20 protein-coding genes and 6 pseudogenes are annotated in these 24,288 nt (G+C 57.8%); 14 read left to right on the forward strand and 12 right to left on the reverse strand.

Going from position 1 to position 24,288, the window contains the following annotated elements:
• The first annotated feature begins 84 nt into the window (after positions 1 to 84).
• On the forward strand, positions 85 to 1,185 hold the full coding sequence (gene gbcB / locus M8Q45_RS27320) for a glycine betaine monooxygenase reductase subunit (RefSeq protein ID WP_249877141.1): 1,101 nt from the start codon (positions 85 to 87) through the stop codon (positions 1,183 to 1,185).
• A 241-nt stretch (positions 1,186 to 1,426) separates the two neighbouring features.
• Here the strand turns inward: gbcB and M8Q45_RS27325 are convergent, their stop codons facing one another.
• Entirely contained in the window at positions 1,427 to 2,467 is a 1,041-nt protein-coding gene (locus tag M8Q45_RS27325; protein ID WP_249877142.1) for a threonine aldolase family protein, read from the reverse strand.
• A gap of 189 nt (positions 2,468 to 2,656) precedes the next feature.
• Between M8Q45_RS27325 and M8Q45_RS27330 the strand changes: the two genes are divergently transcribed.
• From M8Q45_RS27330 to fdhA, 8 genes are all read left to right on the forward strand, one after another.
• On the forward strand, positions 2,657 to 3,367 hold the full coding sequence (locus M8Q45_RS27330; RefSeq protein ID WP_249877143.1) for a TraX family protein: 711 nt from the start codon (positions 2,657 to 2,659) through the stop codon (positions 3,365 to 3,367).
• Positions 3,368 to 3,738: 371 nt separating this feature from the next.
• A complete protein-coding gene (glyA, locus tag M8Q45_RS27335) occupies positions 3,739 to 4,992 on the forward strand; it encodes a serine hydroxymethyltransferase (protein WP_249877144.1) in 1,254 nt (417 codons plus the stop codon).
• Between the two features lie 22 nt (positions 4,993 to 5,014).
• Positions 5,015 to 6,265, forward strand: coding sequence for a sarcosine oxidase subunit beta (locus M8Q45_RS27340; RefSeq protein ID WP_003177603.1), 1,251 nt, complete (start codon positions 5,015 to 5,017; stop codon positions 6,263 to 6,265).
• 14 nt (positions 6,266 to 6,279) lie between these two features.
• The gene (locus M8Q45_RS27345; RefSeq protein WP_249877145.1) at positions 6,280 to 6,609 is read left to right on the forward strand and encodes a sarcosine oxidase subunit delta; all 330 of its coding nucleotides are present in this window, start codon (positions 6,280 to 6,282) and stop codon (positions 6,607 to 6,609) included.
• Entirely contained in the window at positions 6,606 to 9,623 is a 3,018-nt protein-coding gene (locus M8Q45_RS27350; RefSeq protein WP_249877146.1) for a sarcosine oxidase subunit alpha, read from the forward strand. The genes M8Q45_RS27345 and M8Q45_RS27350 overlap by 4 nt, the downstream gene beginning before the upstream one ends.
• A 167-nt stretch (positions 9,624 to 9,790) precedes the next feature.
• Positions 9,791 to 10,423 carry a sarcosine oxidase subunit gamma gene (locus M8Q45_RS27355; RefSeq protein WP_249877147.1) on the forward strand — a complete coding sequence of 211 codons (633 nt, stop codon included), beginning with the start codon at positions 9,791 to 9,793 and terminating at the stop codon, positions 10,421 to 10,423.
• Positions 10,424 to 10,669: 246 nt separating this feature from the next.
• Positions 10,670 to 11,527 (forward strand): formyltetrahydrofolate deformylase, encoded by an 858-nt coding sequence (gene purU, locus M8Q45_RS27360; protein WP_039590651.1) that lies wholly within the window; start codon positions 10,670 to 10,672, stop codon positions 11,525 to 11,527.
• Positions 11,528 to 11,742: 215 nt separating this feature from the next.
• Positions 11,743 to 12,942, forward strand: coding sequence for a formaldehyde dehydrogenase, glutathione-independent (fdhA, locus tag M8Q45_RS27365; protein WP_039590652.1), 1,200 nt, complete (start codon positions 11,743 to 11,745; stop codon positions 12,940 to 12,942).
• 90 nt (positions 12,943 to 13,032) lie between these two features.
• Here fdhA and M8Q45_RS27370 read toward each other — a convergent pair whose 3' ends face one another.
• Positions 13,033 to 14,052: an RHS repeat-associated core domain-containing protein gene (locus tag M8Q45_RS27370; protein WP_249877148.1), complete on the reverse strand. Its 1,020-nt coding sequence runs from the start codon at positions 14,050 to 14,052 to the stop codon at positions 13,033 to 13,035.
• A 145-nt stretch (positions 14,053 to 14,197) separates the two neighbouring features.
• On the opposite strand from M8Q45_RS27370, the pseudogene M8Q45_RS28710 reads away from it, so the two are divergent.
• Positions 14,198 to 14,337 (forward strand): annotated as a pseudogene (locus M8Q45_RS28710) (hypothetical protein); the annotation flags it as partial.
• Positions 14,338 to 14,433: 96 nt separating this feature from the next.
• Here the strand turns inward: M8Q45_RS28710 and M8Q45_RS27375 are convergent.
• Together M8Q45_RS27375 and M8Q45_RS27380 are read right to left on the reverse strand one after the other, a co-directional pair.
• The gene (locus M8Q45_RS27375; protein ID WP_249877149.1) at positions 14,434 to 15,501 is read right to left on the reverse strand and encodes an RHS repeat-associated core domain-containing protein; all 1,068 of its coding nucleotides are present in this window, start codon (positions 15,499 to 15,501) and stop codon (positions 14,434 to 14,436) included.
• Between the two features lie 338 nt (positions 15,502 to 15,839).
• Positions 15,840 to 16,913 carry an RHS repeat-associated core domain-containing protein gene (locus M8Q45_RS27380; RefSeq protein ID WP_249877150.1) on the reverse strand — a complete coding sequence of 358 codons (1,074 nt, stop codon included), beginning with the start codon at positions 16,911 to 16,913 and terminating at the stop codon, positions 15,840 to 15,842.
• 93 nt (positions 16,914 to 17,006) lie between these two features.
• Here M8Q45_RS27380 and M8Q45_RS27385 point away from each other — a divergent pair.
• Positions 17,007 to 17,186: pseudogene (locus M8Q45_RS27385) on the forward strand (formaldehyde dehydrogenase, glutathione-independent); the annotation flags it as partial.
• 119 nt (positions 17,187 to 17,305) lie between these two features.
• Here the strand turns inward: M8Q45_RS27385 and M8Q45_RS27390 are convergent.
• Positions 17,306 to 18,330: pseudogene (locus M8Q45_RS27390) on the reverse strand (RHS repeat-associated core domain-containing protein).
• Positions 18,331 to 18,451: 121 nt separating this feature from the next.
• Between M8Q45_RS27390 and M8Q45_RS27395 the strand changes: the two are divergent.
• Positions 18,452 to 18,610, forward strand: a pseudogene (locus tag M8Q45_RS27395) (formaldehyde dehydrogenase, glutathione-independent); the annotation flags it as partial.
• 58 nt (positions 18,611 to 18,668) lie between these two features.
• Here M8Q45_RS27395 and M8Q45_RS27400 read toward each other — a convergent pair.
• The gene (locus tag M8Q45_RS27400; protein WP_249877151.1) at positions 18,669 to 19,640 is read right to left on the reverse strand and encodes an RHS repeat-associated core domain-containing protein; all 972 of its coding nucleotides are present in this window, start codon (positions 19,638 to 19,640) and stop codon (positions 18,669 to 18,671) included.
• Positions 19,641 to 19,756: 116 nt separating this feature from the next.
• On the opposite strand from M8Q45_RS27400, the pseudogene M8Q45_RS27405 reads away from it, so the two are divergent.
• Positions 19,757 to 19,918: pseudogene (locus tag M8Q45_RS27405) on the forward strand (formaldehyde dehydrogenase, glutathione-independent); the annotation flags it as partial.
• 109 nt (positions 19,919 to 20,027) lie between these two features.
• Here M8Q45_RS27405 and M8Q45_RS27410 read toward each other — a convergent pair.
• The 5 genes and pseudogenes from M8Q45_RS27410 to M8Q45_RS27430 form a co-directional block, all read right to left on the reverse strand.
• Positions 20,028 to 20,409: pseudogene (locus M8Q45_RS27410) on the reverse strand (IS66 family transposase); the annotation flags it as partial.
• 35 nt (positions 20,410 to 20,444) lie between these two features.
• Positions 20,445 to 21,533, reverse strand: a complete 1,089-nt coding sequence (locus M8Q45_RS27415; protein ID WP_249877152.1) for an RHS repeat-associated core domain-containing protein — start codon at positions 21,531 to 21,533, stop codon at positions 20,445 to 20,447.
• A 140-nt stretch (positions 21,534 to 21,673) separates the two neighbouring features.
• Positions 21,674 to 21,892 (reverse strand): hypothetical protein, encoded by a 219-nt coding sequence (locus M8Q45_RS27420; protein WP_249877153.1) that lies wholly within the window; start codon positions 21,890 to 21,892, stop codon positions 21,674 to 21,676.
• Positions 21,893 to 21,968: 76 nt separating this feature from the next.
• A complete protein-coding gene (locus tag M8Q45_RS27425) occupies positions 21,969 to 22,172 on the reverse strand; it encodes a cold-shock protein (RefSeq protein ID WP_249877154.1) in 204 nt (67 codons plus the stop codon).
• Positions 22,173 to 22,341: 169 nt separating this feature from the next.
• On the reverse strand, positions 22,342 to 22,554 hold the full coding sequence (locus tag M8Q45_RS27430; protein WP_249877155.1) for a cold-shock protein: 213 nt from the start codon (positions 22,552 to 22,554) through the stop codon (positions 22,342 to 22,344).
• Positions 22,555 to 22,710: 156 nt separating this feature from the next.
• Between M8Q45_RS27430 and M8Q45_RS27435 the strand changes: the two genes are divergently transcribed.
• Positions 22,711 to 23,049 (forward strand): hypothetical protein, encoded by a 339-nt coding sequence (locus M8Q45_RS27435; RefSeq protein ID WP_249877156.1) that lies wholly within the window; start codon positions 22,711 to 22,713, stop codon positions 23,047 to 23,049.
• Between the two features lie 617 nt (positions 23,050 to 23,666).
• Here the strand turns inward: M8Q45_RS27435 and M8Q45_RS27440 are convergent.
• Positions 23,667 to 24,239, reverse strand: coding sequence for a hypothetical protein (locus M8Q45_RS27440; protein WP_249877157.1), 573 nt, complete (start codon positions 24,237 to 24,239; stop codon positions 23,667 to 23,669).
• Between the last annotated feature and the right edge of the window lie 49 nt (positions 24,240 to 24,288).

Here is a 24,288-nt window from a genome sequence, read left to right on the forward strand (position 1 = left end):
AATGTCGCAGATAGGTAAATGGTCACTCAGGTGCCTGCGCACAATCGCCCTCATGAAGGCCGACAGTCGGCCGTGGAGATCAGCATGTCCAATAATTTCCTGAACCCGGTCACGACCCAGACCTGGGCCAATGGCCGACATATCGTGCGTTGCGTCAAAGTCATCCAGGAAACCTGGGATGTGCGCACCTTCTGCTTTATGGCAGACCAGCCGATCATGTTCTTTTTCAAGCCAGGGCAGTTCGTCACCCTGGAGCTGGAAATCGAAGGCCAGCCGATCATGCGCTCCTACACCATCTCCAGCTCGCCGTCGGTGCCCTACAGTTTCTCTGTAACGATCAAGCGCGTGCCGGGGGGCAAGGTCTCCAACTGGCTGCACGACACCCTGCACGAGGGCCAGGAGCTGGCGGTGCACGGACCGGTGGGGTTGTTCAACGCCATCGATTTCCCAAGCCCGAAAGTGTTGTACCTCAGTGGCGGCGTGGGCATTACGCCGTGCATGTCCATGGCGCGCTGGTTCTACGACACCAACGCCAACGTCGACATGACCTTCATCCACAGCGCCCGTTCGCCCAAGGACATCATCTACCATCGCGAGCTGGAGCACATGGCGTCGCGAATCGACAACTTCAGCCTGCACCTGATCTGTGAAAAACATGGCCTGGGCGAGCCGTGGGCCGGGTATCGCGGTTACCTGAACCACAAGATGCTGGAACTGATGGTGCCCGACTTCCTCGAACGCGAGGTGTTCTGCTGCGGCCCGACCCCGTACATGACCGCGGTCAAGCGCCTGCTGGAAGCCGCTGGCTATGACATGAAGCGTTACCACGAGGAATCCTTCGGCGCCACGCCACCGGAAGCCCGCGCCGACGCGGTGGAGCAGGCCGAGCAGGCTGCCGACGCGCCAGAAGTCGATGCAGCGGACCTGCACCTGGTGGAGTTCACCTCATCGGGCAAGAGCATTCGCGTGGGGCCGGGAGAAACCGTACACGCCGCCGCCGCCAAGCTCGGCATGATGATCCCCAAGGCCTGCGGCATGGGCATCTGCGGCACCTGCAAGGTGCTGAAGCTGGGCGGGGAAGTGGAGATGGAGCACAACGGCGGGATTACTGAAGACGACGAGGCCGAGGGTTATATCCTGTCGTGCTGCAGCGTGCCGAAGGGGGATGTGCGGATCGAGTTTTGATTCGTTCGCTCAGGCAGGTCTAAATCCCTCTGTGCTGGAGGGATTTACTTGTATTTGGAGGGATTTATCTGTGGCGAGGGAGCTTGCTCCCGCTCGGCTGTGCGTAGGAGCTGCCGAGCAAAGCGAGGCTGCGATCTTTTGATCTTTTGATCTTTTGATCTTTCGCTTCAGACTCAATCTGGCTTGGAAAGATCGCAGCCTCGCTGCGCTCGGCAGCTCCTACGACAGGCCGGTCGTTGTTTCAGGCGCTCATCACTTCCCGAATATCCGCTGCCAATTCCCGCACCCGTGCTTCCTCGGTATCCCACGAGCACATGAAGCGTGCGCCGCCCTTGCCGATGAAAGTGTAGAAACGCCAGCCCTTGGCCGTCAGTGCGGCGATGGCCGGTTCCGAGAGTTGCAGGAACACGCCGTTGGCCTGGACCGGGAACATCAGTTCCACGCCGTCGATGTCACTGACCAGTTCTGCCAGCAATTGCGCGCAGCGGTTGGCGTGGCGGGCGTGCTTGAGCCACGCGTCGTCTTGCAGCAAGCCGACCCACGGCGCGGAGAGGAAGCGCATTTTCGAAGCCAGTTGTCCGGCCTGCTTGCAGCGGTAGTCGAAGTCTTCGGCCAGGTCGTGGTTGAAGAACAGGATGGCTTCACCCACCGCCATGCCGTTTTTAGTGCCGCCGAAGCACAGCACGTCGACGCCGGCTTTCCAGGTCAGGTCGGCCGGGGTGCAGCCAAGGAAGGCGCAGGCGTTGGAAAACCGCGCGCCGTCCATGTGCAGGTTCAGGCCAAGCTCCTTGCAGGTGGCGCTGATGGCGCGGATTTCATCCGGCGTGTAGACACTGCCGACTTCCGTGGCCTGGGTCAGGGTCACGACGCGCGGCTTGGGGTAGTGGATGTCCTGGCGCTTGAGGGCGACCTCGCGGATCGACTCGGGGGTCAGCTTGCCATTCTCGGTGCGCGCCACCAGCAGCTTGGAACCGTTGGAGAAGAATTCCGGTGCGCCGCATTCGTCGGTTTCGACGTGGGCGGTTTCCGAGCAGATCACGCTGTGATAACTCTGGCACAGCGACGAAAGGGCCAGGGAATTGGCAGCCGTGCCGTTGAACGCAAAGAACACTTCGCAGTCGGTTTCGAATAGCTCCCGAAAGCCATCTGCCGCGCGGTGGGTCCAATCGTCATCACCGTAGGCGCGCTGGTGGCCCTGGTTGGCTTCTTCCATGGCGGCCCAGGCTTCGGGGCAAATACCGGAATAGTTGTCGCTGGCGAATTGTTGGCTCTTGTCGGTCATGGCCTTGCTCCTTGAATAGAGAGTCCTGGGTAAGAGATCCCTGGCGGAATGCCCCGGATGAGGGGTTCCATGGTTCGGCGTGCTTGGGTCCACAACGCCGTGATCGATACTGGTGCGCACTTTACCCAAGATTAGCGGGGGAACACACCGGATGTTTCTGTCAGAAAAAGACCGAGTCATTGAGTCGACATGATCATGAGTCGACGTGATGGCGCCCTGGACTTGCTCAAATGGTTGGCACTGTTGTCGATGATTCTCGATCATCTGCGATATGTCGGTTTTTCCGTCGATTGGCTATACGTGCCGGGGCGGCTGGCGTTTCCGTGGTTTTGCCTGGCGATGGCGGCGAACCTGGCGCGTAGCAATGCCGGCACGGCTCCGTGGCGTTACTTGGGTTGGCTGTTGCTGTTCAGTGCCGTCAGCGAAATGCCTTATCGCTTGTTCATTCCCGACCCCATGACGCTGAACGTGATGCCGACACTGGTTCTCGGGTTGTTGGTGGCACGCGGTTGGCAGGGCCCGACCCTGGCGGCGCGATGCCTGGCTGCGACGGCATTGCTCCTGGCGGCACTGTTTTCGTCGAGGCTGATGTTCGGTTTCTTCGGCGTGCTGCTGCCGTTGGTGATGTTGCTGGTATTCAGGCGTTCGTTGTACCTGGCCTTGTTGCCGGGACTGGTCTGTGTCGCGGCCAACCAATGGCGGGTGTTGTACGGCGCGGCGTGGCTGGGGGATGCGGTGGCGTTGTGGGGGCTGGTGGCTTGCCTGGTCGCGCCATGGCTGGGGCTGGTGCTTTTGCGACAGGCGGGTCGTTTTCATCCAGTGCCCATGCGGCGCTGGGCCTATGCGCTGTATCCCGCGCACTTTTTGCTGTTGCTCGCGGTTCGCCAGATCGCCGCATAGCCGTTGTAGCGAGGGAGCTTGCTCCCGCTGGGCTGCGATCTTTTGATCTTTTGATCTTTTGATCTTTTGATCTTTCGCTTGAGACTCAAGTGTCTGGGGAAAGATCGCAGCCTCGTTTCACTCGGCAGCTCCTACATAGCTCCTACATAGCTCCTACGCAGTTCCCACACAGCCCAGCGGGAGCAAGCTCCCTCGCCACAGGGCCGGTGCTCCATTCCATTTGAGCGCATGTCGTAAACGCACCTTTGCGTGGCGTCCATAGGCATTTGACCTGCCTGCGCCGGCCATACCATCGCATCCAAAGGGCACGACCGAAACGGTCCGTGCCTCACCGAGACGAAAGGCGCACCGCCGCCGCTGGGAGAGACGCGATGTTCAGCAAGCAAGACCAAATCCAAGGCTACGATGATGCACTGCTGGCGGCGATGAATGCCGAGGAGCAACGCCAGGAAGATCACATCGAACTGATCGCGTCGGAGAACTACACCAGCAAGCGTGTGATGCAGGCCCAGGGCAGTGGCTTGACCAACAAATACGCCGAAGGCTATCCGGGCAAGCGCTACTACGGTGGCTGCGAGCACGTCGACAAGGTCGAGGCCCTGGCCATCGAGCGCGCCAAGCAGTTGTTCGGCGCCGATTACGCCAACGTCCAGCCGCACTCCGGTTCGTCGGCCAACAGCGCCGTGTACCTGGCCCTCCTGCAGGCTGGCGACACCATCCTGGGCATGAGCCTGGCCCACGGCGGTCACCTGACCCACGGTGCCAAAGTGTCGTCCTCGGGCAAACTCTATAACGCGGTGCAATACGGCATCGACACCACCACCGGCCTGATCGACTACGACGAAGTCGAGCGCCTGGCGGTCGAGCACAAGCCGAAGATGATCGTTGCCGGTTTCTCCGCTTACTCCAAGACCCTGGATTTCCCACGCTTCCGCCAGATCGCCGACAAGGTCGGTGCGCTGCTGTTCGTCGACATGGCCCACGTCGCTGGCCTGGTTGCCGCCGGCCTGTACCCGAACCCGCTGCCGTATGCCGACGTGGTCACCACCACCACCCACAAGACCCTGCGCGGTCCACGTGGCGGCCTGATCCTGGCCAAGTCCAACGAAGAGATCGAGAAGAAGCTCAACGCCGCGGTATTCCCCGGCGCCCAGGGCGGCCCGCTGATGCACGTCATCGCCGGCAAGGCGGTGTGCTTCAAGGAAGCGGCGGAGCCTGGCTTCAAGGCTTACCAGCAACAAGTGATCGACAACGCCCAGGCCATGGCTGGCGTGTTCATCAAGCGCGGCTACGATGTAGTGTCCGGCGGCACCGACAACCACCTGTTCCTGGTCAGCCTGATTCGCCAGGGCCTGACCGGCAAGGACGCCGACGCCGCCCTGGGCCGTGCCCACATCACCGTCAACAAGAACGCCGTGCCGAACGACCCGCAGTCGCCGTTCGTGACCTCGGGCCTGCGCATCGGCACCCCGGCGGTGACCACCCGTGGCTTCAAGGTGACCCAGTGCGTCACGCTGGCCGGCTGGATCTGCGACATTCTCGACAACCTCGGCGATGCCGATGTCGAGGCCAATGTCGCACAGCAAGTGGCGGCCCTGTGCGCGGACTTCCCGGTTTATCGCTGAGTCGGTTTTGGAGTAAATGACTATGCAACGCTATTCGGGCTTCGGCCTCTTCAAACACTCACTCAGCCATCATGAAAACTGGCAGCGGATGTGGCGCACGCCGACCCCGAAAAAGGTCTACGACGTGGTCATCGTCGGCGGTGGCGGGCATGGCCTCGCGACCGCCTACTACCTGGCCAAGGAACACGGCATCACCAACGTGGCCGTGGTCGAGAAGGGCTGGTTGGGCGGCGGCAACACCGCGCGCAACACCACCATCGTGCGCTCCAACTACCTGTGGGACGAATCGGCCCACCTGTACGAACACGCGATGAAACTCTGGGAAGGCTTGTCCCAGGACTTGAACTACAACGTGATGTTCTCCCAGCGTGGCGTCTACAACCTGTGCCACACCCTGCAGGACATCCGTGATTCCGAGCGCCGCGTCAGCGCCAACCGCCTGAACGGCGTGGACGGCGAGCTGCTCAACGCCAAGCAAGTGGCCGACGAGATCCCGTACCTGGATTGCTCGAAGAACACCCGCTACCCGGTGATGGGCGCCACCGTCCAGCGCCGCGGCGGCGTGGCCCGTCACGACGCCGTGGCCTGGGGCTTTGCCCGGGCGGCGGATGCCTTGGGCGTGGACCTGATCCAGCAGACCGAAGTGATCGGTTTCCGCAAGGAAAACGGCGTGTGCATCGGCGTGGAAACCAACAAGGGCTTCATCGGCGCCAAGCGCGTCGGCGTGGTGACGGCCGGTAACTCCGGGCACATGGCCAAGCTCGCCGGCTTCCGCCTGCCGATCGAATCCCACCCGCTGCAAGCGCTGGTGTCGGAGCCGATCAAGCCGATCATCGACAGCGTGATCATGTCCAACGCCGTGCACGGCTATATCAGCCAGTCCGACAAGGGCGACCTGGTGATCGGTGCCGGCATCGACGGCTACAACGGCTACGGCCAGCGTGGCTCGTACCCGGTGATCGAACACACGGTCCAGGCCATCGTCGAGATGTTCCCGGTGTTGTCCCGCGTGCGCATGAACCGCCAGTGGGGCGGCATCGTCGACACCACGCCGGACGCTTGCCCGATCATCTCCAAGACCCCGGTGCCGAACATGTTCTTCAACTGCGGTTGGGGCACCGGCGGCTTCAAGGCGACACCTGGCTCGGGCAACGTGTTTGCCGCGAGCCTGGCCAAGGGCGAAATGCACCCATTGGCCGCACCTTTCTCCATCGACCGTTTCCACAACGGTGCGTTGATCGATGAACACGGCGCTGCTGCGGTTGCCCACTAACAGGAGAAATCCCCATGTTGCATATCTTCTGTCCTCACTGCGGCGAACTGCGCTCCGAAGAGGAATTCCATGCATCCGGCCAGGCGCACATTCCGCGTCCACTGGATCCGAACGCCTGCACCGACGAGCAGTGGGGCGACTACATGTTCTTCCGCGACAACCCACGTGGCTTGCACCATGAACTGTGGGATCACGTCGCCGGTTGCCGCCAGTATTTCAACGCGACCCGTGACACCCTGACCTACGAGATTCTCGAAACCTACAAGATCGGCGAAAAGCCGCAGTTCACCGACAAGGCTGACAGTCCGAAAGCGGCTGCACAGGCTCTGGGAGAGAAGGTATGAGCCAGATCAATCGCCTGTCCAACGGCGGACGGATCGACCGCAACAAAGTGCTGACATTCACCTTCAACGGCCAGGCCTACAAAGGCTTCGAAGGCGACTCCCTGGCCGCCGCGCTGCTGGCCAACGGGGTCGACATCATCGGCCGCAGCTTCAAGTATTCCCGTCCGCGCGGCATCTTCGCCGCCGGCGCCGAAGAGCCGAACGCGGTGCTGCAGATCGGTGCCACCGAAGCCACGCAGATCCCGAACGTGCGCGCCACGCAACAGGCGCTGTATCAAGGTTTGGTCGCCACCAGCACCAACGGCTGGCCGAACGTGAACAACGACATGATGGGGATTCTCGGCAAGGTCGGCGGCAAGCTGATGCCGCCGGGCTTCTACTACAAAACCTTCATGTACCCGCAATCGTTCTGGATGACCTACGAGAAGTACATTCGCAAGGCCGCGGGCCTGGGTCGCTCGCCGACCGAGAACGATCCGGACACCTACGACTACATGAACCGTCACTGCGACGTGCTGATCGTCGGCGCCGGCCCTGCTGGCCTGGCTGCCGCGTTGGCGGCTGGCCGTAGCGGTGCCCGCGTGATCCTGGCCGATGAGCAGGAAGAGTTCGGCGGCAGCCTGCTCGACTCCCGCGAGAGCCTGGACGGCAAGCCGGCGACCGAATGGGTCGCTGCCGCGGTGGCTGAACTGCGCTCGATGCCCGAAGTGGTGTTGCTGTCTCGCGCCACGGTGAACGGTTATCACGACCATAACTTCCTGACCATCCACGAGCGCCTCACCGATCACCTCGGCGACCGTGCACCGATCGGCCAGGTCCGCCAGCGCATCAACCGCGTTCGCGCCAAGCGCGTGGTCCTGGCGACTGGTGCCTGCGAGCGCCCATTGGTCTATGGCAACAACGACGTGCCGGGCAACATGCTGGCTGGCGCGGTTTCCACCTACATCCGCCGCTACGGCGTGGCCCCGGGCAAGAAACTGGTCCTGAGCACCAACAATGACCACGCCTATCGCGTGGCCCTGGACTGGTTCGACGCCGGCCTGCAAGTGGTGGCCGTGGCCGACGCCCGCAGCAACCCACGGGGGGCGCTGGTGGAAGAAGCCCGCGCCAAGGGCATTCGCATCCTCACCGGCAGTGCCGTGATCGAGGCCCGGGGCAGCAAGCGCGTCACCGGGGCACGGGTTGCCGCGATCGACGTCCGTGCCCACAAAGTCACCAGCCCCGGCGAATGGCTGGACTGCGACCTGGTGGCCAGCTCCGGCGGCTACAGCCCGGTGGTCCACCTGGCTTCGCACCTGGGTGGCAAGCCGATCTGGCGTGAAGACATCCTCGGTTTCGTACCGGGCGAAGCCCCGCAAAAACGTGTCTGCGTCGGCGGTATCAACGGCGTCTATGGCCTCGGCGATAGCTTGGCCGACGGTTTCGAAGGCGGCGTGCGTGCGGCGAGCGAAGCCGGCTTCAAGGCCGTCGAGGGCGTGTTGCCCAAAGCGCTGAGCCGTCACGAAGAACCGACCCTGGCGCTGTTCCAGGTGCCCCACGAAAAAGCCACCGCCCGGGCGCCGAAGCAATTCGTCGACCTGCAAAACGACGTCACCGCCGCCGCCATCGAACTCGCCACCCGCGAAGGCTTCGAGTCGGTGGAACACGTCAAGCGCTACACCGCACTGGGCTTCGGCACCGACCAGGGCAAGCTGGGCAACGTCAACGGCCTGGCCATCGCGGCCCGTTCGCTGAACGTGAGCATCCCGCAGATGGGCACCACCATGTTCCGTCCGAACTACACGCCGGTGACGTTCGGCGCGGTGGCGGGCCGGCATTGTGGGCACATCTTCGAGCCGGTGCGTTTCACCGCGCTGCATGCCTGGCATGTGAAGAACGGTGCCGAGTTCGAAGACGTCGGCCAGTGGAAGCGCCCTTGGTACTTCCCGAGGAACGGCGAAGACATGCATGCCGCGGTCAAGCGCGAATGCCAGGCCGTGCGTGACAGCGTCGGCCTGCTGGACGCTTCGACCCTGGGCAAGATCGACATCCAGGGCCCGGATGCCCGCGAGTTCCTCAACCGCGTCTACACCAACGCCTGGACCAAGCTCGACGTGGGCAAGGCCCGCTACGGCCTGATGTGCAAGGAAGACGGCATGGTCTTCGACGACGGCGTAACGGCCTGTCTGGCGGACAACCACTTCCTGATGACCACCACCACCGGCGGCGCGGCGCGCGTGCTGCAATGGCTGGAGATCTATCACCAGACCGAATGGCCGGACCTGAAGGTGTACTTCACTTCGGTCACCGACCACTGGGCGACCATGACCCTGTCGGGGCCCAACAGCCGCAAGCTGCTCGGCGACGTCACCGACATCGACCTGGACAAGGACGCTTTCCCGTTCATGACCTGGAAGGAAGGCCTGGTGGGCGGCGTCCCGGCCCGGGTGTTCCGGATCTCGTTCACCGGTGAACTGTCGTACGAAATCAACGTGCAGGCCGACTACGCCATGGGCGTGCTCGAACAGATCGTCGAGGCCGGCAAGAAGTACAACCTGACCCCGTACGGCACCGAGACCATGCACGTATTGCGGGCCGAGAAGGGCTTCATCATCGTCGGCCAGGACACGGACGGCTCGATGACCCCGGACGACCTGAACATGGGCTGGTGCGTTGGCCGGACCAAGCCGTTCTCGTGGATAGGCTGGCGTGGCATGAACCGTGAAGATTGCGTGCGTGAAGACCGCAAGCAACTGGTGGGCCTCAAGCCGATCGACCCGAATGTCTGGCTGCCGGAAGGCGCGCAACTGGTGTTCAACCCGAAGCAGGCGATTCCGATGTCGATGGTCGGCCACGTGACCTCCAGCTATGCGCATAACTCCCTGGGTTATTCGTTTGCGATGGGCGTGGTCAAGGGCGGCTTGAAGCGCCTGGGCGAGCGAGTGTTCGCGCCATTGGCCGACGGCAGCGTGATCGAGGCAGAGATTGTTTCTTCGGTGTTCTTCGATCCGAAGGGGGATCGGCAGAATATCTAGTGGCTTGAGGTCCTGTGGGAGACCGGCGATACCGCGTCGGCTTCATCGCGAGCAAGCTCGCTCCCACAGTTGATCGTGTAACCCTTGTGGGAGCGAGCTTGCTCGCGATGACGGCCTGACGGCCACCGCAAGGGTTTGACTCAACAGCATTCAGACAGGTGCTCCATATGACCGCAGTCAACGTGTACCCACAACGCCCAACCACCGGGGCCAAGGCCGAGTCGTCGCTGCACCATGCCGACCTCGCCAGCCTGGTGGGCAAGGGCCGCAAGAACGCCGGCGTGACCGTGCGCGAGAAAAAACTCCTCGGCCACCTGACCCTTCGTGGCGATGGCCATGACCCGGCCTTCGCCGCCGGCGTGCACAAGGCCCTGGGCCTGGAATTGCCGGGCGCCCTGAGCGTCGTCGTCAAGGGCGAGACCAGTCTGCAATGGCTCGGCCCGGACGAATGGCTGCTGGTGGTGCCCACCGGCGAAGAGTTCGCCGCCGAGCAGAAGCTGCGCGAAGCCCTGGGCGACCTGCATATCCAGATCGTCAACGTCAGCGGCGGCCAGCAGATCCTCGAACTGTCCGGCCCGAACGTGCGCGACGTGCTGATGAAGTCCACCAGCTACGATGTTCACCCAAACAACTTTCCGGTAGGCAAGGCGGTGGGCACGGTGTTCGCCAAGTCGCAACTGGTGATCCGTCACACGGCTGAAGACACCTGGGAACTGGTGATCCGCCGCAGCTTCTCGGATTACTGGTGGCTGTGGTTGCAGGATGCCGCGGCTGAGTATGGCTTGAACGTGCAGGCATAAGGACTAAAGCCGACACGGCTCTTGTGGCGAGGGAGCTTGCTCCCGCTGGGCTCTGTAGGAGCTGCCGGAGGCTGCGATCTTTTGATCTTTCGCTTGGGATTCAAGTGTCCTTGGAAAGATCGCAGCCTCGTTTCACTCGACAGCTCCTACGTAGCTCCTACATAGCTCCTACGCAACCGAGCGGGAGCAAGCTCCCTCGCCACGGGTTTTGTGTCGCTTCGTTAAATTCGAACAGGAGTCACCGCAATGAGCCGCGCCCCAGACACATGGATCCTGACCGCCGACTGCCCCAGCGTACTCGGCACGGTGGATGCGGTGACCCGCTTTCTGTTCGAGCAGGGCTGCTACGTCACCGAGCACCACTCCTTCGACGACCGGCTCTCGGCGCGTTTCTTCATTCGCGTGGAGTTTCGCCAGCCCGACGGTTTTGACGAGCAGAACTTCCGTGCCGGCCTGGCCGAGCGCGCGCAAGCCTTCGGCATGGTCTTCGAACTCACGCCACCCAACTACCGGCCCAAAGTGGTGATCATGGTCTCCAAGGCCGATCATTGCCTCAACGATTTGCTCTACCGCCAGCGCATCGGCCAGTTGTCCATGGACGTGGTGGCTGTGGTCTCGAACCACCCCGACCTCAAGCCGCTGGCCGACTGGCACCAGATTCCCTACTACCATTTCCCCCTGGACCCGAACGACAAGCCGGCCCAGGAGCGGCAGGTGTGGCAAGTGATCGAAGACACCGGCGCCGAACTGGTGATCCTTGCCCGCTACATGCAAGTGCTGTCTCCGGAGCTGTGCCGCAAGCTCGACGGCAAGGCGATCAACATCCATCACTCGCTGCTGCCGGGCTTCAAGGGCGCCAAGCCGTATCACCAGGCCTACAACAAGGGGGTGAAGCTGGTAGGCGCCACGGCGCACTACATCAACAACGACCTGGACGAAGGGCCGATCATCGCCCAGGGCGTGGAGGTGGTGGACCACAGCCACTATCCCGAAGACCTGATCGCCAAGGGCCGGGATATCGAAGGGCTGACCTTGGCCCGGGCGGTGGGGTATCACATTGAGCGAAGGGTGTTCCTGAACGCCAATCGTACGGTCGTTCTCTAGTCCGTCATCGCGAGCAAGCTCGCTCCCACAGGATCTGTGCCGGTATACAAATATTAGTTACACCAAAAATCTTTGTGGGAGCGAGCTTGCTCGCGATGAGGCCCTCACAGACAACAAAGAAACAAAGAAACAAAGACACAAGCACTAACCCGAGCAATCAACGCGCTGCCTGCCTGGGCGGCGCAGTTTCATAAAAACAACAGCGAGGTGAAAGCATGTCCGGTAATCGTGGTGTCGTGTATCTCGGCAACGGCAAGGTCGAAGTACAGAAAATCGACTATCCAAAAATGCAGGACCCGCGCGGCAGGAAGATCGAGCACGGTGTCATCCTGCGCGTAGTCTCCACCAACATCTGCGGCTCCGACCAACACATGGTGCGCGGCCGCACCACCGCCCAGACCGGCCTGGTCCTGGGGCACGAAATCACCGGTGAAGTGATCGAGAAGGGCAGCGACGTCGAGAACCTGAAAATCGGCGACCTGGTCTCGGTACCGTTCAACGTGGCTTGCGGGCGCTGCCGTTCCTGCAAGGAAATGCACACGGGCGTCTGCCTGACCGTCAACCCGGCCCGTGCCGGCGGTGCCTACGGTTACGTCGACATGGGCGACTGGACCGGCGGCCAAGCCGAATATGTGTTGGTGCCGTACGCCGACTTCAACCTGTTGAAACTGCCGGACCGCGACAAGGCCATGGAAAAAATCCGTGACCTGACCTGCCTGTCCGACATCCTGCCCACCGGCTACCACGGCGCCGTCACCGCCGGCGTTGGCCCTGGCAGCACCGTCTACATCGCCGGTGCCGGCCCGGTTGGCCTGGCCGCTGCTGCTTCCGCTCGCTTGCTGGGCGCGGCAGTCGTGATCATTGGCGACGTCAACCCGGTTCGCCTGGCCCACGCCAAGGCCCAGGGTTTCGAAATTGCCGACCTGTCCCAGGACACCCCGCTGCACGAACAGATCGCCGCGCTGTTGGGCGAGCCTGAGGTCGATTGCGCGGTCGACGCCGTTGGCTTTGAAGCCCGCGGCCACGGTCATGACGGCGTCAAGCACGAAGCCCCGGCCACCGTGCTCAACTCGTTGATGGGCGTGGTCCGCGTCGCCGGCAAGATCGGCATCCCCGGTCTCTACGTCACCGAAGACCCGGGCGCCGTCGATGCAGCGGCCAAGATGGGCAGCCTGAGCATCCGCTTCGGCCTGGGCTGGGCCAAATCCCACAGCTTCCACACCGGCCAGACCCCGGTGATGAAGTACAACCGCCAACTGATGCAGGCGATCATGTGGGACCGCATCAACATTGCTGAAATCGTTGGCGTACAGGTGATCAGCCTGGATGATGCGCCGAAGGGTTATGGCGAGTTTGATGCGGGCGTGCCGAAGAAGTTTGTGATTGATCCGCATAAGTTGTTCAGTGCGGCGTAAGCGGTAAAGGGCAAGACGGGGAAAGGGCGACAGTGATGTCGCCCTTTTTTAATAATTTTTTCTCATGCATACCTGAGAGGCGAAATTTCTTTATTGGCGAATTTCCTGAATTTGGTCAATCGGCCCTTTGCGCCTGAAAGAACTATGGTGTTGGAATGAAATGTCTCCGTAGACATGGGGGCGAAAAGATTTTATTCCTTCGCTTTTACCCTCACCTCGATAGTAATCGACGTCGGGAACTTTTGAAGGCATGTCGGTTACGTATACCTTCAGTACGATTGATCGATTGTTTTTTCCAAGCAGCGCGCGAGCGTAATTTCCTGCGACCTCAGGATCTTTAGCGATGTAAAACCCTTCACCAAGCACCAAGTCTTCCAGTCTGCTGTTAGTCCCTTCATATCCTTCCTTAACCCCGCTTTTGAGCAGGCTTTGCGCGCTGTCTTCCGAGGTGCCGTGGAACCCCACCAAGTATTTTTTTCCGGTAGCCAAGGGTGTATCAGCTTTGCGGGGTGAGGCTTTTCTTAGGCCCAACAGATTTCTAAGGCCTTTAATAGGATTAAACCCTTTCGGGAAAAACGAAAGGTGGCCTGTCGGGTCCTGTCGATTGACCGGATCCCCTACGCAATACATATAGGCATTCAACCCACCCTCCCCAAACGGACTCAAACTGTCCGGGCTGTTAAACCGCATCAACACCGGATTGAACGCCCGATACCCGTTACCCAACAAATAATGCCCCGTCACCGGGTCCGGCCGTTCGCCGTTGAAGCCGAGCAGGCTGAGTAAGCCGTTTTCCGGGGCACGGTGGCCGTAGGGCGTATAGGCGAGGGGATGAGGCTGCGTGGCATCGAGCGCGTGCAGCACCGAGCGTTGCTGATCGGTGGCGAGCAAGGTGGTTTCGATACCGCCGTCCTGGCGCTCTTGTTGCGCCAGGAGTTGATCGCCCTGCTGGAAAATCGAGCGTTGTACCGAGCCTTGGATCTCGCTGGTCAGGCGCTCCTTCAGGTAGAACCGCTGGGTGCGGGCCTGGGCCGAGGGGGTGCAGTCGGCCAGGCGATCCAGTGGGTCGTATTGGTAGCGGCAGAGCAAGGTTTCATCTGGGGAGGACATGGGCTTTGCTCTGTGGACAATACAGATAGCACTATCATGTTCAGGGGGAAGGGCGGTTGTCTAGCTAGCAGAAGTGTTAGGTTTGGCTGCCCAAGTCGGCCACGCCCCAATGATGAAGTACTGATTCAGGAGATCATGTGGGGCCGTTGCTGACATCGTTGGTGTACGGGTGAACAGCCTGGACGACGCGCCGAAGGGGGATGGCGAGTTTGATGCGGGTGTGCCTAAGAAGTTTGTGATTGTCCGCATAAGTTGTTCTGCGGCGTAAAGCTGAAGGCAAGGTGATAAAAAGGCGACAGGATACCGCCTTTAATTGTGTGATTGTTGTAAAAAACAGTATGCTATCTTAAGTTTTCGACAAATATTTCATCTCGCAGGGAATCAATTAAACGGCAGAGGTACAGGTGCAAGGCCTAGTTTTCGTATGTGATCAATTGCCGGAGTGAGATCTTCAAACAATGGCCGGTAATGCCCAGACCTGTTATATATCACCATCTCACCCATGCTGCCGGTCATTAGTGTGCCAGCGCTAATTACTTTTTTGCTATCCAGAATTTCTGCTATTGACGGATGAGAAATATACATGGGCGTTCCTTTATCTCCAGAAATGGCTGTTGCCATTTGCCCTTGGTCATTTAGAACGAATTTTTGCTCAATACCTATACGGCCCGACATGATGTCAGACGCTTCGGTAATAATTTTTCTTGGTTCATTCCCCTTCGCCAAGTAGCTCGTATTTAATTGTTTTATTTCGGCTGCAAGAAAGTTGGATTTAGTATTTGCTAAAACCTTTGCTCCATTCTTAGTGGTTGGAGTAGCCTTGGCGCTGCTGAGGTTAATATTATATTTAGGGGTTGCTTGTGTTGATGTTGAACGCGCCGCTTTAGGCATTAACCGTCGAAGCCACCGGAAGAATGAAAAATGCCCCGTCGGATCCTGTCGGTTAATCGGATCCCCCACGCAATACGAATACGCATTCAACCCACCCTTCCCAAACGGACTCAAACTGTCCGGGCTGTTAAACCGCATCAACACCGGATTGAACGCCCGATACCCATTACCCAGCAAATAATGCCCCGTCACCGGGTCCGGCCGTTCGCCGTTGAAGCCGAGCAGGCTGAGTAAGCCGTTTTCCGGGGCACGGTGGCCGTAGGGCGTATAGGCGAGGGGGTGAGGCTGCGTGGCATCGAGCGCGCGCAGCACCGAGCGTTGCTGATCGGTGGCGAGCAAGGTGGTTTCGACGGCATCGTCCTGGCGTTGTTGTTGCGCCAGGAGTTGGTCGTCCTGTTGGAAAATCGAGCGTTGTACCGAGCCTTGGATTTCGCTGGTCAGGCGCTCTTTCAGGTAGAAGCGCTGGGTGCGGTCCTGAGACGAGGGTGTGCAATCGGCCAGTCGGTCCAGTGGGTCGTAATGATAGCCGCAGAGCAAGGTTTCAGTTGTGTAAGACATGGGCTTTGCTCTGTGGGGAATATAGATAGCGACATCATGTTCAGGGGGAAGGGCGGTTGTCTAGCTAGCAGAAGTGTTAGGTTTGGCTGCTCGAATCGGTCCGGCTAAATGGTGAAGTACGATGGTCCGTGGGGCGCAATCATCCTGTGGGTCCCATCAATATTACCGAAAATCGTTTGTATGCGGTGATCAGTACGCGTCGCGCCGAAAGGCCGGGGTCAGTTCAATGCCGGGTTGCCGAAGAAGTTCGTGATTGGTTCGCATAAATAAATTGTTCAGTGCTGTGTAGGTAATAAAGGGCAAGCCGGGAAAAAGGGCTGAAAAGACATTTTCCTTTTTTATGGGGCGTTCCTAATTGCTATGAATGTTTTTGGGCGATAGTTGAATAGGCGACCAAGATAACGATTTTTGACCACCATGTATTCTGTTACGGTGTTATCAATAGATCCGCTCGGTAGGGTTTTTTCAGGTGTCTGGGTTGGCCCAGTAAGGACTCGGCCCGAGAATGCTTTCACGGGTTTTCCAGTGAGCTCTGATAACGTTGAACCGAACGTCTTTTCGCCGTCGGCCGAAGAGCAAACAAGCGTCCGAATGCTGTCATATTTTTCAAGGTTAACTCGATTTTTAAGTCTGAAATGTAGTTGAGCGGGTGTAATGGATTTATCATTTGCGATGATGTACGGGAATTTTCCTTTTATGGGTGGGCCGCCATGGGCTACTACAGTTAAACGGTTCATGTTTTTTTTTGTCGTGTCCTCGAATATGGCAACGCCTTTTGCGATGCTTCGGTAGTTTTTTATAGGTTTTCTTGTGATGCCAAATAGTTTGTCGATATGACTTTTAAAGAGGCGCTGCAACGTTGCACTCAATAAGCTGAATGATATTTTTCCCGTTGGGTCTACCCGATTGACGGGATTTCCCAAACAATATGTATACGCATTCAACCCCCCCTCCCCAAACGGACTCCAACTATCCGGGCTGTTAAACCGCATCAACACCGGGTTAAACGCCCGATACCCATTACCCAGCAAATAATGCCCCGTCACCGGATCCGGCCGTTCGCCGTTGAAGCCGAGCAGGCTGAGTAAGCCGTTTTCCGGGGCACGGTGGCCGTAGGGCGTATAGGCGAGGGGGTGAGGCTGCGTGGCATCGAGCGCGCGCAGCACCGAGCGTTGCTGATCGGTGGCGAGCAAGGTGGTTTCGACGGCATCGTCCTGGCGTTGTTGTTGCGCAAGGAGTTGGTCGTCCTGTTGGAAAATCGAGCGTTGTACCGAGCCTTGGATTTCGCTGGTCAGGCGCTCTTTCAGGTAGAAGCGCTGGGTGCGGTCCTGAGACGAGGGTGTGCAATCGGCCAGTCGGTCCAGTGGGTCGTAATGATAGCCGCAGAGCAAGGTTTCAGTTGTGTAAGACATGGGCTTTGCTCTGTGGGGAATATAGATAGCGACATCATGTTCAGGGGGAAGGGCGGTTGTCTAGCTAGCAGAAGTGTTAGGTTTGGTTGTTAGGTGATGGAATGCAACCGCCAACTGATGCATGCGATCATGTGGGACCGTATCAACATCACTGAAATTGTGGGTGTGCAGGTGATCAGCCTGGATGACGCGCCGAAGGGGTGTGGCGAATTTGATGCGGGTGTGCCGAAGAAGTTTGTGATTGATCCGCATAAGTTGTTTAGTGCGGCGTAAGCGGTAAAGGGCAAGACGGAGAAAGGGGCGACAGTGATGTCGCCCCTTTCTAGGGGGCTCCAGTGGAAACGTAGCAACTAATAAAAAATTCGATTCCATTTTGCCTGGTAAGATAAAGTTTAAGTTTGATTGCGTATTTGTCGTGAGTGCTGCACTGCCCACTCGTAAGTGGGAGGGGCGCCAGGAGAGGTAAAAAAGTTCGATGTTGATTTGAAGGCGTCGTCAGTAATCTGCTTGATTTCCGTTTCATACATGTGCAGATTGGCTTTGTGGATCGTTCTACAGTTTAGTGTTATTTGAATGTTTTCCTGAAAATTATCTATTTTGGATGTGAGGTTGCTGGAGTTTTTTAGTTGTTGAGCTAAGAATCTTTCGGCTTTGATTGTTTTGTTGCTGTCTGTCCATAGTTTGAGTTCGAATTTGGATATGTACGGGGTTTCATGTTCCGGGCCTATAGGTCGTATTAAAAATTCCTCCGTAGGGGAATTGAATACATCTAAATTTTTTATGTGGGGCGATGCAGGAAGTGTTATGCCATGAATGTCTATAGTCGGAGCTGGATTCGGTCTTTTTATGATTTTTAAATGTCTTAGTGCAGGCTTTAAAAAGTTCGGTATATGTCCTGTCGGATCGCTTCGATTCACCGGGTCTCCAACGCAGTATGCATACGCATTCAATCCACCCTCCCCAAACGGACTCAAGCTGTCCGGGCTGTTAAACCGCATCAACACCGGATTGAACGCCCGATAACCATTGCCCAACAAATAATGCCCGTCACCGGATCCGGCCGTTCACCGTTGAAGCCGAGCAGGCTGAGTAAGCCGTTTTCCGGGGCACGGTGGCCGTAGGGCGTATAGGCGAGGGGGTGAGGCTGCGTGGCATCGAGCGCGCGCAGCACCGAGCGTTGCTGATCGGTGGCGAGCAAGGTGGTTTCGACGGCATCGTCCTGGCGTTGTTGTTGCGCAAGGAGTTGGTCGTCCTGTTGGTAAATCGAGCGTTGTACCGAGCCTTGGATTTCGCTGGTCAGGCGCTCTTTCAGGTAGAAGCGCTGGGTGCGGGCTTGGGTCGAGGGGGTGCAGTCGGCCAAGCGGTCCAGTGGGTCGTAGTGGTAGCGGCAGAGCAAGGTTTCGGTTGTATAAGACATGGGCTTTGCTCTGTGGGGAATACAGATAGCACTATCATGTTCAGGGAGAAGGGCGGGTGTCTAGCTAGCAGAAGTGTTAGGTTTGGGCTGCCCAAGTCGGCCACGCCCCAGTGATGAAGTACTGATTCAGGCCATCATGTGGGACCGTATCAACATCGCTGAAATCGTCGGCGTGCAGGTGATCAGCCTGGATGAAGCGCCGAAGGGGTATGGCGAATTTGATGCGGACGTGCCGAAGAAGTTTGTGATTGATCCGCATAAATTGTCTAGTGCGGCGTAAAGCTTGAAAAAAGGGCGACTTACATCGCCCTTTTTTTGTCTGTGTTATTGCGCCGGGCTCAGATTCCGTCCCTTATCGCTGCTGTGTAACTCGGAAGATCATCGGGACGAGGGGCGTTTAGAGCCTCCTCATAATTTGGAGGTGGAATCATTCCTTTGAGCTCACTGATTCGCTGCTCGTTCGCGTTGAGGCGGTGGACTACCTGAGCGTGAACTTCCGATGATGTAAGCAAACGACCATTATGAATGTCATTTAGAGCACCACGATCTATTGATACGATACTTTCCAATCGGGTAATTTCGCTTGCTGGGCCTTGATGTATGCGCGGCATGATATCGGCATGGCGAGTGCTAGGAGGGCTGTAGGGCGGAGGAGGAACAGTATTAGAAATACTTGGTGTCGGATTGTTAATATTGACTGCGGTTCTAACCACTGATGGCGGAGAAGACGCTGGGCTCATGACCCCAGCGGTTCTCAGAAGTCTCTTCAGCCACACCCAAGTGTGTCCTGTTGGATCATTCCGATTAACCGGATCCCCTACGCAATACACATAAGCATTCAACCCACCCTCCCCAAACGGACTCAAACTGTCCGGGCTGTTGAACCGCATCAGCACCGGATTGAATGCCCGATACCCATTGCCCAACAAATAATGCCCCGTCACCGGGTCCGGCCGTTCGCCGTTGAAGCCGAGCAGGCTGAGTAAGCCGTTTTGCGCAGGGCGATGACCGTAGGGCGTGTAGGCGAGGGGATGAGACTGTGTGGCATCCAGCGCGTGCAGCACTGAGCGTTGCTGATCGGTGGCGAGCAAGGTGGTTTCGACGGCGTCGTCCTGGTGCTCTTGTTGCGCCAGGAGTTGGGCTTCCTGTTGGAATATCGAGCGCCGTACCGAGCCTTGGATTTCGCTGGTCAGGCGGTCCTTCAGGTAGAAGCGCTGGGTGCGGGCCTGGGCCGAGGGGGTGCAATCGGCCAGGCGATCCAGTGGGTCGTAGTGGTAACGGCAGAGCAAGGTGTTATCTGGGGAGGACATGGGCTTTGCTCTGTGGGAAATACAGATAGCACTATCATGTTCAGGCAGAAGGAGGGTTGTCTAGCTAGCAGAAGTGTTAGGTTTGGCTGCCCAAGTCGGCGACGCCCCAGTGATGAAGACTGATGCAGGCGAACATGTGGGACCGCATCAACATCGCTGAAATCGTCGGCGTGCAGGTGATCAGCCTGGATGACGCGCCGAAGGGGTATGGCGAGTTTGATGTGGGCGTGCCGAAGAAGTTTGTGATTGATCCGCATAAGTTGTTTAGTGCGGCGTAAGGGCGTTTGGAGTGAGAGAAGGGCGACATGATGTCGCCCTTCTGATGACTGATCAGCTCTGAATCAAGGCATTCGTGTCGTATGCGTCCGGGCATCACATCTTGCGTGATTAAACCGGCTGCCACTTATGCGGCAGCAACTGATCGATCTCACTCGCCCGCTGCGTCGGCAAACGCATGAGGATATCCTTCAAGTAGGCATACGGATCATGGCCATTCAGCCGCGCAGACTGGATCAGACTCATGATCGCCGCCGCTCGTTTGCCGCTGCGCAGCGATCCAGCGAAGAGCCGGTTTTTGCGTCCCAGCGCCCATGGTCGGATCTGGTTCTCTGCCCAGTTATTGTCAATAGGTACCGCCCCATCCACTGAGGTAGCGCGACAGCGCTGCCCAGCGTTTCAGCCTGTAATCCAGTGCTCTGCAAATAGCCAAACCTTCAGGCACGAGGTCGCGCTGGGCGATCATCCAGGTATGCAGTCTATCCATCACCGGGACGGCTTTTTATTTGGGCTGGGTAAACGTTCACCTTATACGTTGTCGATAAGTCTCGCTCCCAGGCTTCCTCTGCGTAGCGCCTGTCCGGTTTTATAGAGACCATGGTCGTATACACCACTCAGCAAAGGCCCTCCAATACCATTGAAGGTAGCACCAACAAGGTTGGTAGGGGTTGGGTGCTCAACAAAGCTTCTTATCCACCCGTTAGCTGATTGGACATGGGCGAAGGTGTTGCTGAATTTTCCGGAGTTTACCTCTCGAACGATCTTTTCGTAATGAAGGGCTTGTGCCATGGAAAGATTTTCATCTCCATGGCTGGCCAAGTTTCGGTTAACAATTTTAAGTTTTTTAATGAAAGGTTCAGGGTTGGATATCGGCTTAACAATATTGTCCAAATATTGCCTTGCTGGCGACATTGTTTCAGCTGGGGCCGTTGTGTTTTTGTAGAGGGATTGAGCGGCTGTCTCGAATACGCCATTTATGAAACTCGATTTATTTGGCTTCGCAATGGGCGCTGCAATTTCAGTTGTTACTGTAGTTGTCGGGGCCTTGAAGTTGTCAAGGAGGCCAGCCAACTTTGAAAATAATGATATATGTCCCGTTGGATCCCCCCGGTTGACAGGGTCCCCCACGCAATAGACATAGGTATTCAACCCTCCCTCCCCAAACGGACTCAAACTGTCCGGGCTGTTAAACCGCATCAACACCGGATTGAACGCCCGATACCCATTACCCAACAAATAATGCCCCGTCACCGGGTCCGGCCGTTCGCCGTTGAAGCCGAGCAGGCTGAGTAAGCCGTTTTCCGGGGCACGGTGGCCGTAGGGCGTATAGGCGAGGGGATGAGGCTGCGTGGCATCGAGCGCGTGCAGCACCGAGCGTTGCTGATCGGTGGCGAGCAAGGTGGTTTCGATGCCGCCATCCTGGCGCTGTTGTTGCGCCAGGAGTTGGTCGTCCTGTTGGAAAATCGAGCGTTGTATCGAGCCTTGGATCTCGCTGGTCAGGCGCTCTTTCAGGTAGAAGCGCTGGGTGCGGGCTTGGGTCGAGGGTGTGCAGTCGGCCAGGCGGTCCAGTGGGTCGTATTGGTAGCGGCAGAGCAAGGTTTCATCTGTGGAGGACATGGACTTCGTTCTGTGGAAAATATAGATAGCAATATCATGTTCAGGTAAGAGGCCGGGCGTCTAGCTAGCACAAGTGTTAGGTTGGCCGCCCAGATCGGTCTCGCCCATGACAGCCGGCTGATGGGGCAAAGTGATGGCGCTTATTCGTCCTCGCTGATGACCTGAATATTGATTGCATAATATTGCCCGTCATCACCTAACATCAGCTCGTACGTCACCTTCTGTCCGGGTTTTATGGCCGGTCCGCCCTCTTTGGTTGGCAGGACGCTAAATAAAATGTCCTGCTTGTTGTTATCGGCTGATGTTAATCCAATGCCGCTCCCAACTGGGCCGTAACGCTTTACGGGTTGCTTATCCATGGCAAAACTCCACTGAAAGAGCTGGGCCTGCGGTCAGGGTGCGAGCTGTCGAAACGCGCTCGCACCGCCGCCATTTTTATACGATTTGAACGTTCTCGGCTTGCATACCTTTTTGCCCTTTGACGGCTTCATAGGTCACTTTCTGTCCTTCTTTCAGGGATTTGAAACCCTCGGCTTTTATCGCTTTGAAGTGAACGAAGAGATCATCCCCACCGTCATCCGGTGTGATAAATCCAAAGCCCTTTTCGTCGTTAAACCACTTAACTGTTCCCTGACTCATGTTTTTTTACCTGAATGAATGGTTGGTGCGGTAAGCGATGGGGGCGCTTGTATTTCTGTTGAAGCCAGCTTGAACTTAGCCGATTGAGAATGTTTGCCTACTGTCAGGGTTGACAGTAGTTGAGAGTTTTACGGAATAAATCATCGCCTCGTTATATTCAATCTTGGGCTTATTCAGGCGTCACTCTCGCGGCCTGCTTGCCTTTCTCGCCTGTCTCGACTTCAAAAGAAACAGTTTGCTCTCGTTTCAATGTTTTATAACCCTCGCCGGCGATGGCCGAATAATGAACGAACAATTCCTCGCCACCTTTGCCGCACGTGATGAAGCCATAGCCCTTTGCATCGTTAAACCACTTCACGGTTCCTTTGATTCGGTCGTTCATTTTTATTCTTCCTGCTTGCCCGAATGGAGAAAGGCACAGGGGCTGTGGTTTGCCCAGAGCCTTGTTTTTCGTTGTCACGGCTGCAGCTTAGAACTCGTATGAACAGCCGCCTACTGTCAACGTTGACAGTAGGCAATACCGAGAGGAAATAACGGCTTGGGCGTTGATAATCGGATGACGAGCGCTGCGGCCATGTCCTGGCTTGTGCATGCAAGCGGCAGCGATCATGCCCAGTTCATCCCAGCCATCAGGCAAGACGGGAATCGCCAGGAGCAGGGCGAAATCGTGGAGAACAACGGCGTCGGAACTGAGTTCCTCGCGAAAGGCGATGTTTTCCAACAGTTGGGTCACGGCGCGGATGCGGTAGGCGGCGGTTTCCTGGAGGACGTCGAGGGGGAGCGCCGGTTGTGGCTAAAGATTGCACGCGTCGGGCTGTGGACACTGTGTAGGCGCTGCCGAGTGAAACGAGGCTGCGATCTTTCCCCAAGCACTTGAGTCTCAAGCGAAAGATCAAAAGATCAAAAGATCAAAAGATCAAAAGATCAAAAGATCAAAAGATCAAAAGATCAAAAGATCAAAAGATCAAAAGATCAAAGATCGCAGGCTTCGCCAGCTCCTACGGGGCCGTTGCGGTCTCGATCCGTTCATAGAGTTCAGTAGTTGTAAGATTTTTAGTCGACGGTGATCGAGCGCCGGTTGTGGGCAGAGATTGCACGCGTCGGGCTGTGGACACTGTGTAGGAGCTGCCGAGTGAAACGAGGCTGCGATCTTTCCCCAGGCACTTGAGTCTCAAGCGAAAGATCAAAAGATCAAAAGATTAAAAGATCGCAGGCTTCGCCAGCTCCTACGGGGCCGTTGCGGTCTCGATCCGTTCATAGAGTTCAGTAGTTGTAAGATTTTTAGTCGACGGTGATCGAGCGCCGGTTGTGGGCAGAGATTGCACGCGTCGGGCTGTGGACACTGTGTAGGCGCTGCCGAGTGAAACGAGACTGCGATCTTTCCCCAGGCACTTGAGTCTCAAGCGAAAGATCAAAAGATCAAAAGATCAAAAGATCAAAAGATCAAAAGATTAAAAAATTAAAAGATTAAAAGATCGCAGGCTTCGCCAGCTCCTACGGGGCCGTTGCGGTCTCGACCCGTTCGCAGAATTCTGGGTAGAACCCTTTGGCGCTAGGACCTTGGCAATAGGCCTGCGCCTGGGCCAGGGCGTCGGCGCTGATTTTCAGGCTGCGGGGCATGCCGGCAAAGGTTTCGTAGCCGCCTTGTTGGGTCTTGATGGCGTCGAACCCTGGCATTTCATAGACCAATTCCACATCATCATCGGCAAGGATCCACGCCTTGACCGTCACTTGCGTGTACTGCTTGCCCCCCGGCGCGCCGTTGAGCGCCGCCAGGCCGTGGCCGACGACCCGCAGCATATGGGGGACCCAGGGCTCGCAGTTATCCGCGCAAGTGCCAGGACGGTAGTGCACGGTCAGCGCTTGCTGGTCGTGACTCACATCGGTCAGGGTCGGGTCGGAGCGCTTGATGCGGTGTTCAATGGTCAGCCATGTCTTTTGTTCTTCACTGGTGCCGTCGGCAAGTTCCGGGTTCAGCGGGCCGCGCTGGCATTCGTTGACGCCAAAGACAATGAGCATGCCTGTCAGGATGACCGCGAGGGTACCACCGCCAATTTTTACGTTCATGGGCAAACTCTGCTGGAGGAAGCCGCACTGTACGGTAATGGCGCAGGGG

It is taken from the genome of Pseudomonas sp. T1.Ur, assembly GCF_023516725.1.
GTDB classification, from domain to species: Bacteria; Pseudomonadota; Gammaproteobacteria; order Pseudomonadales; family Pseudomonadaceae; genus Aquipseudomonas; species Aquipseudomonas alvandae.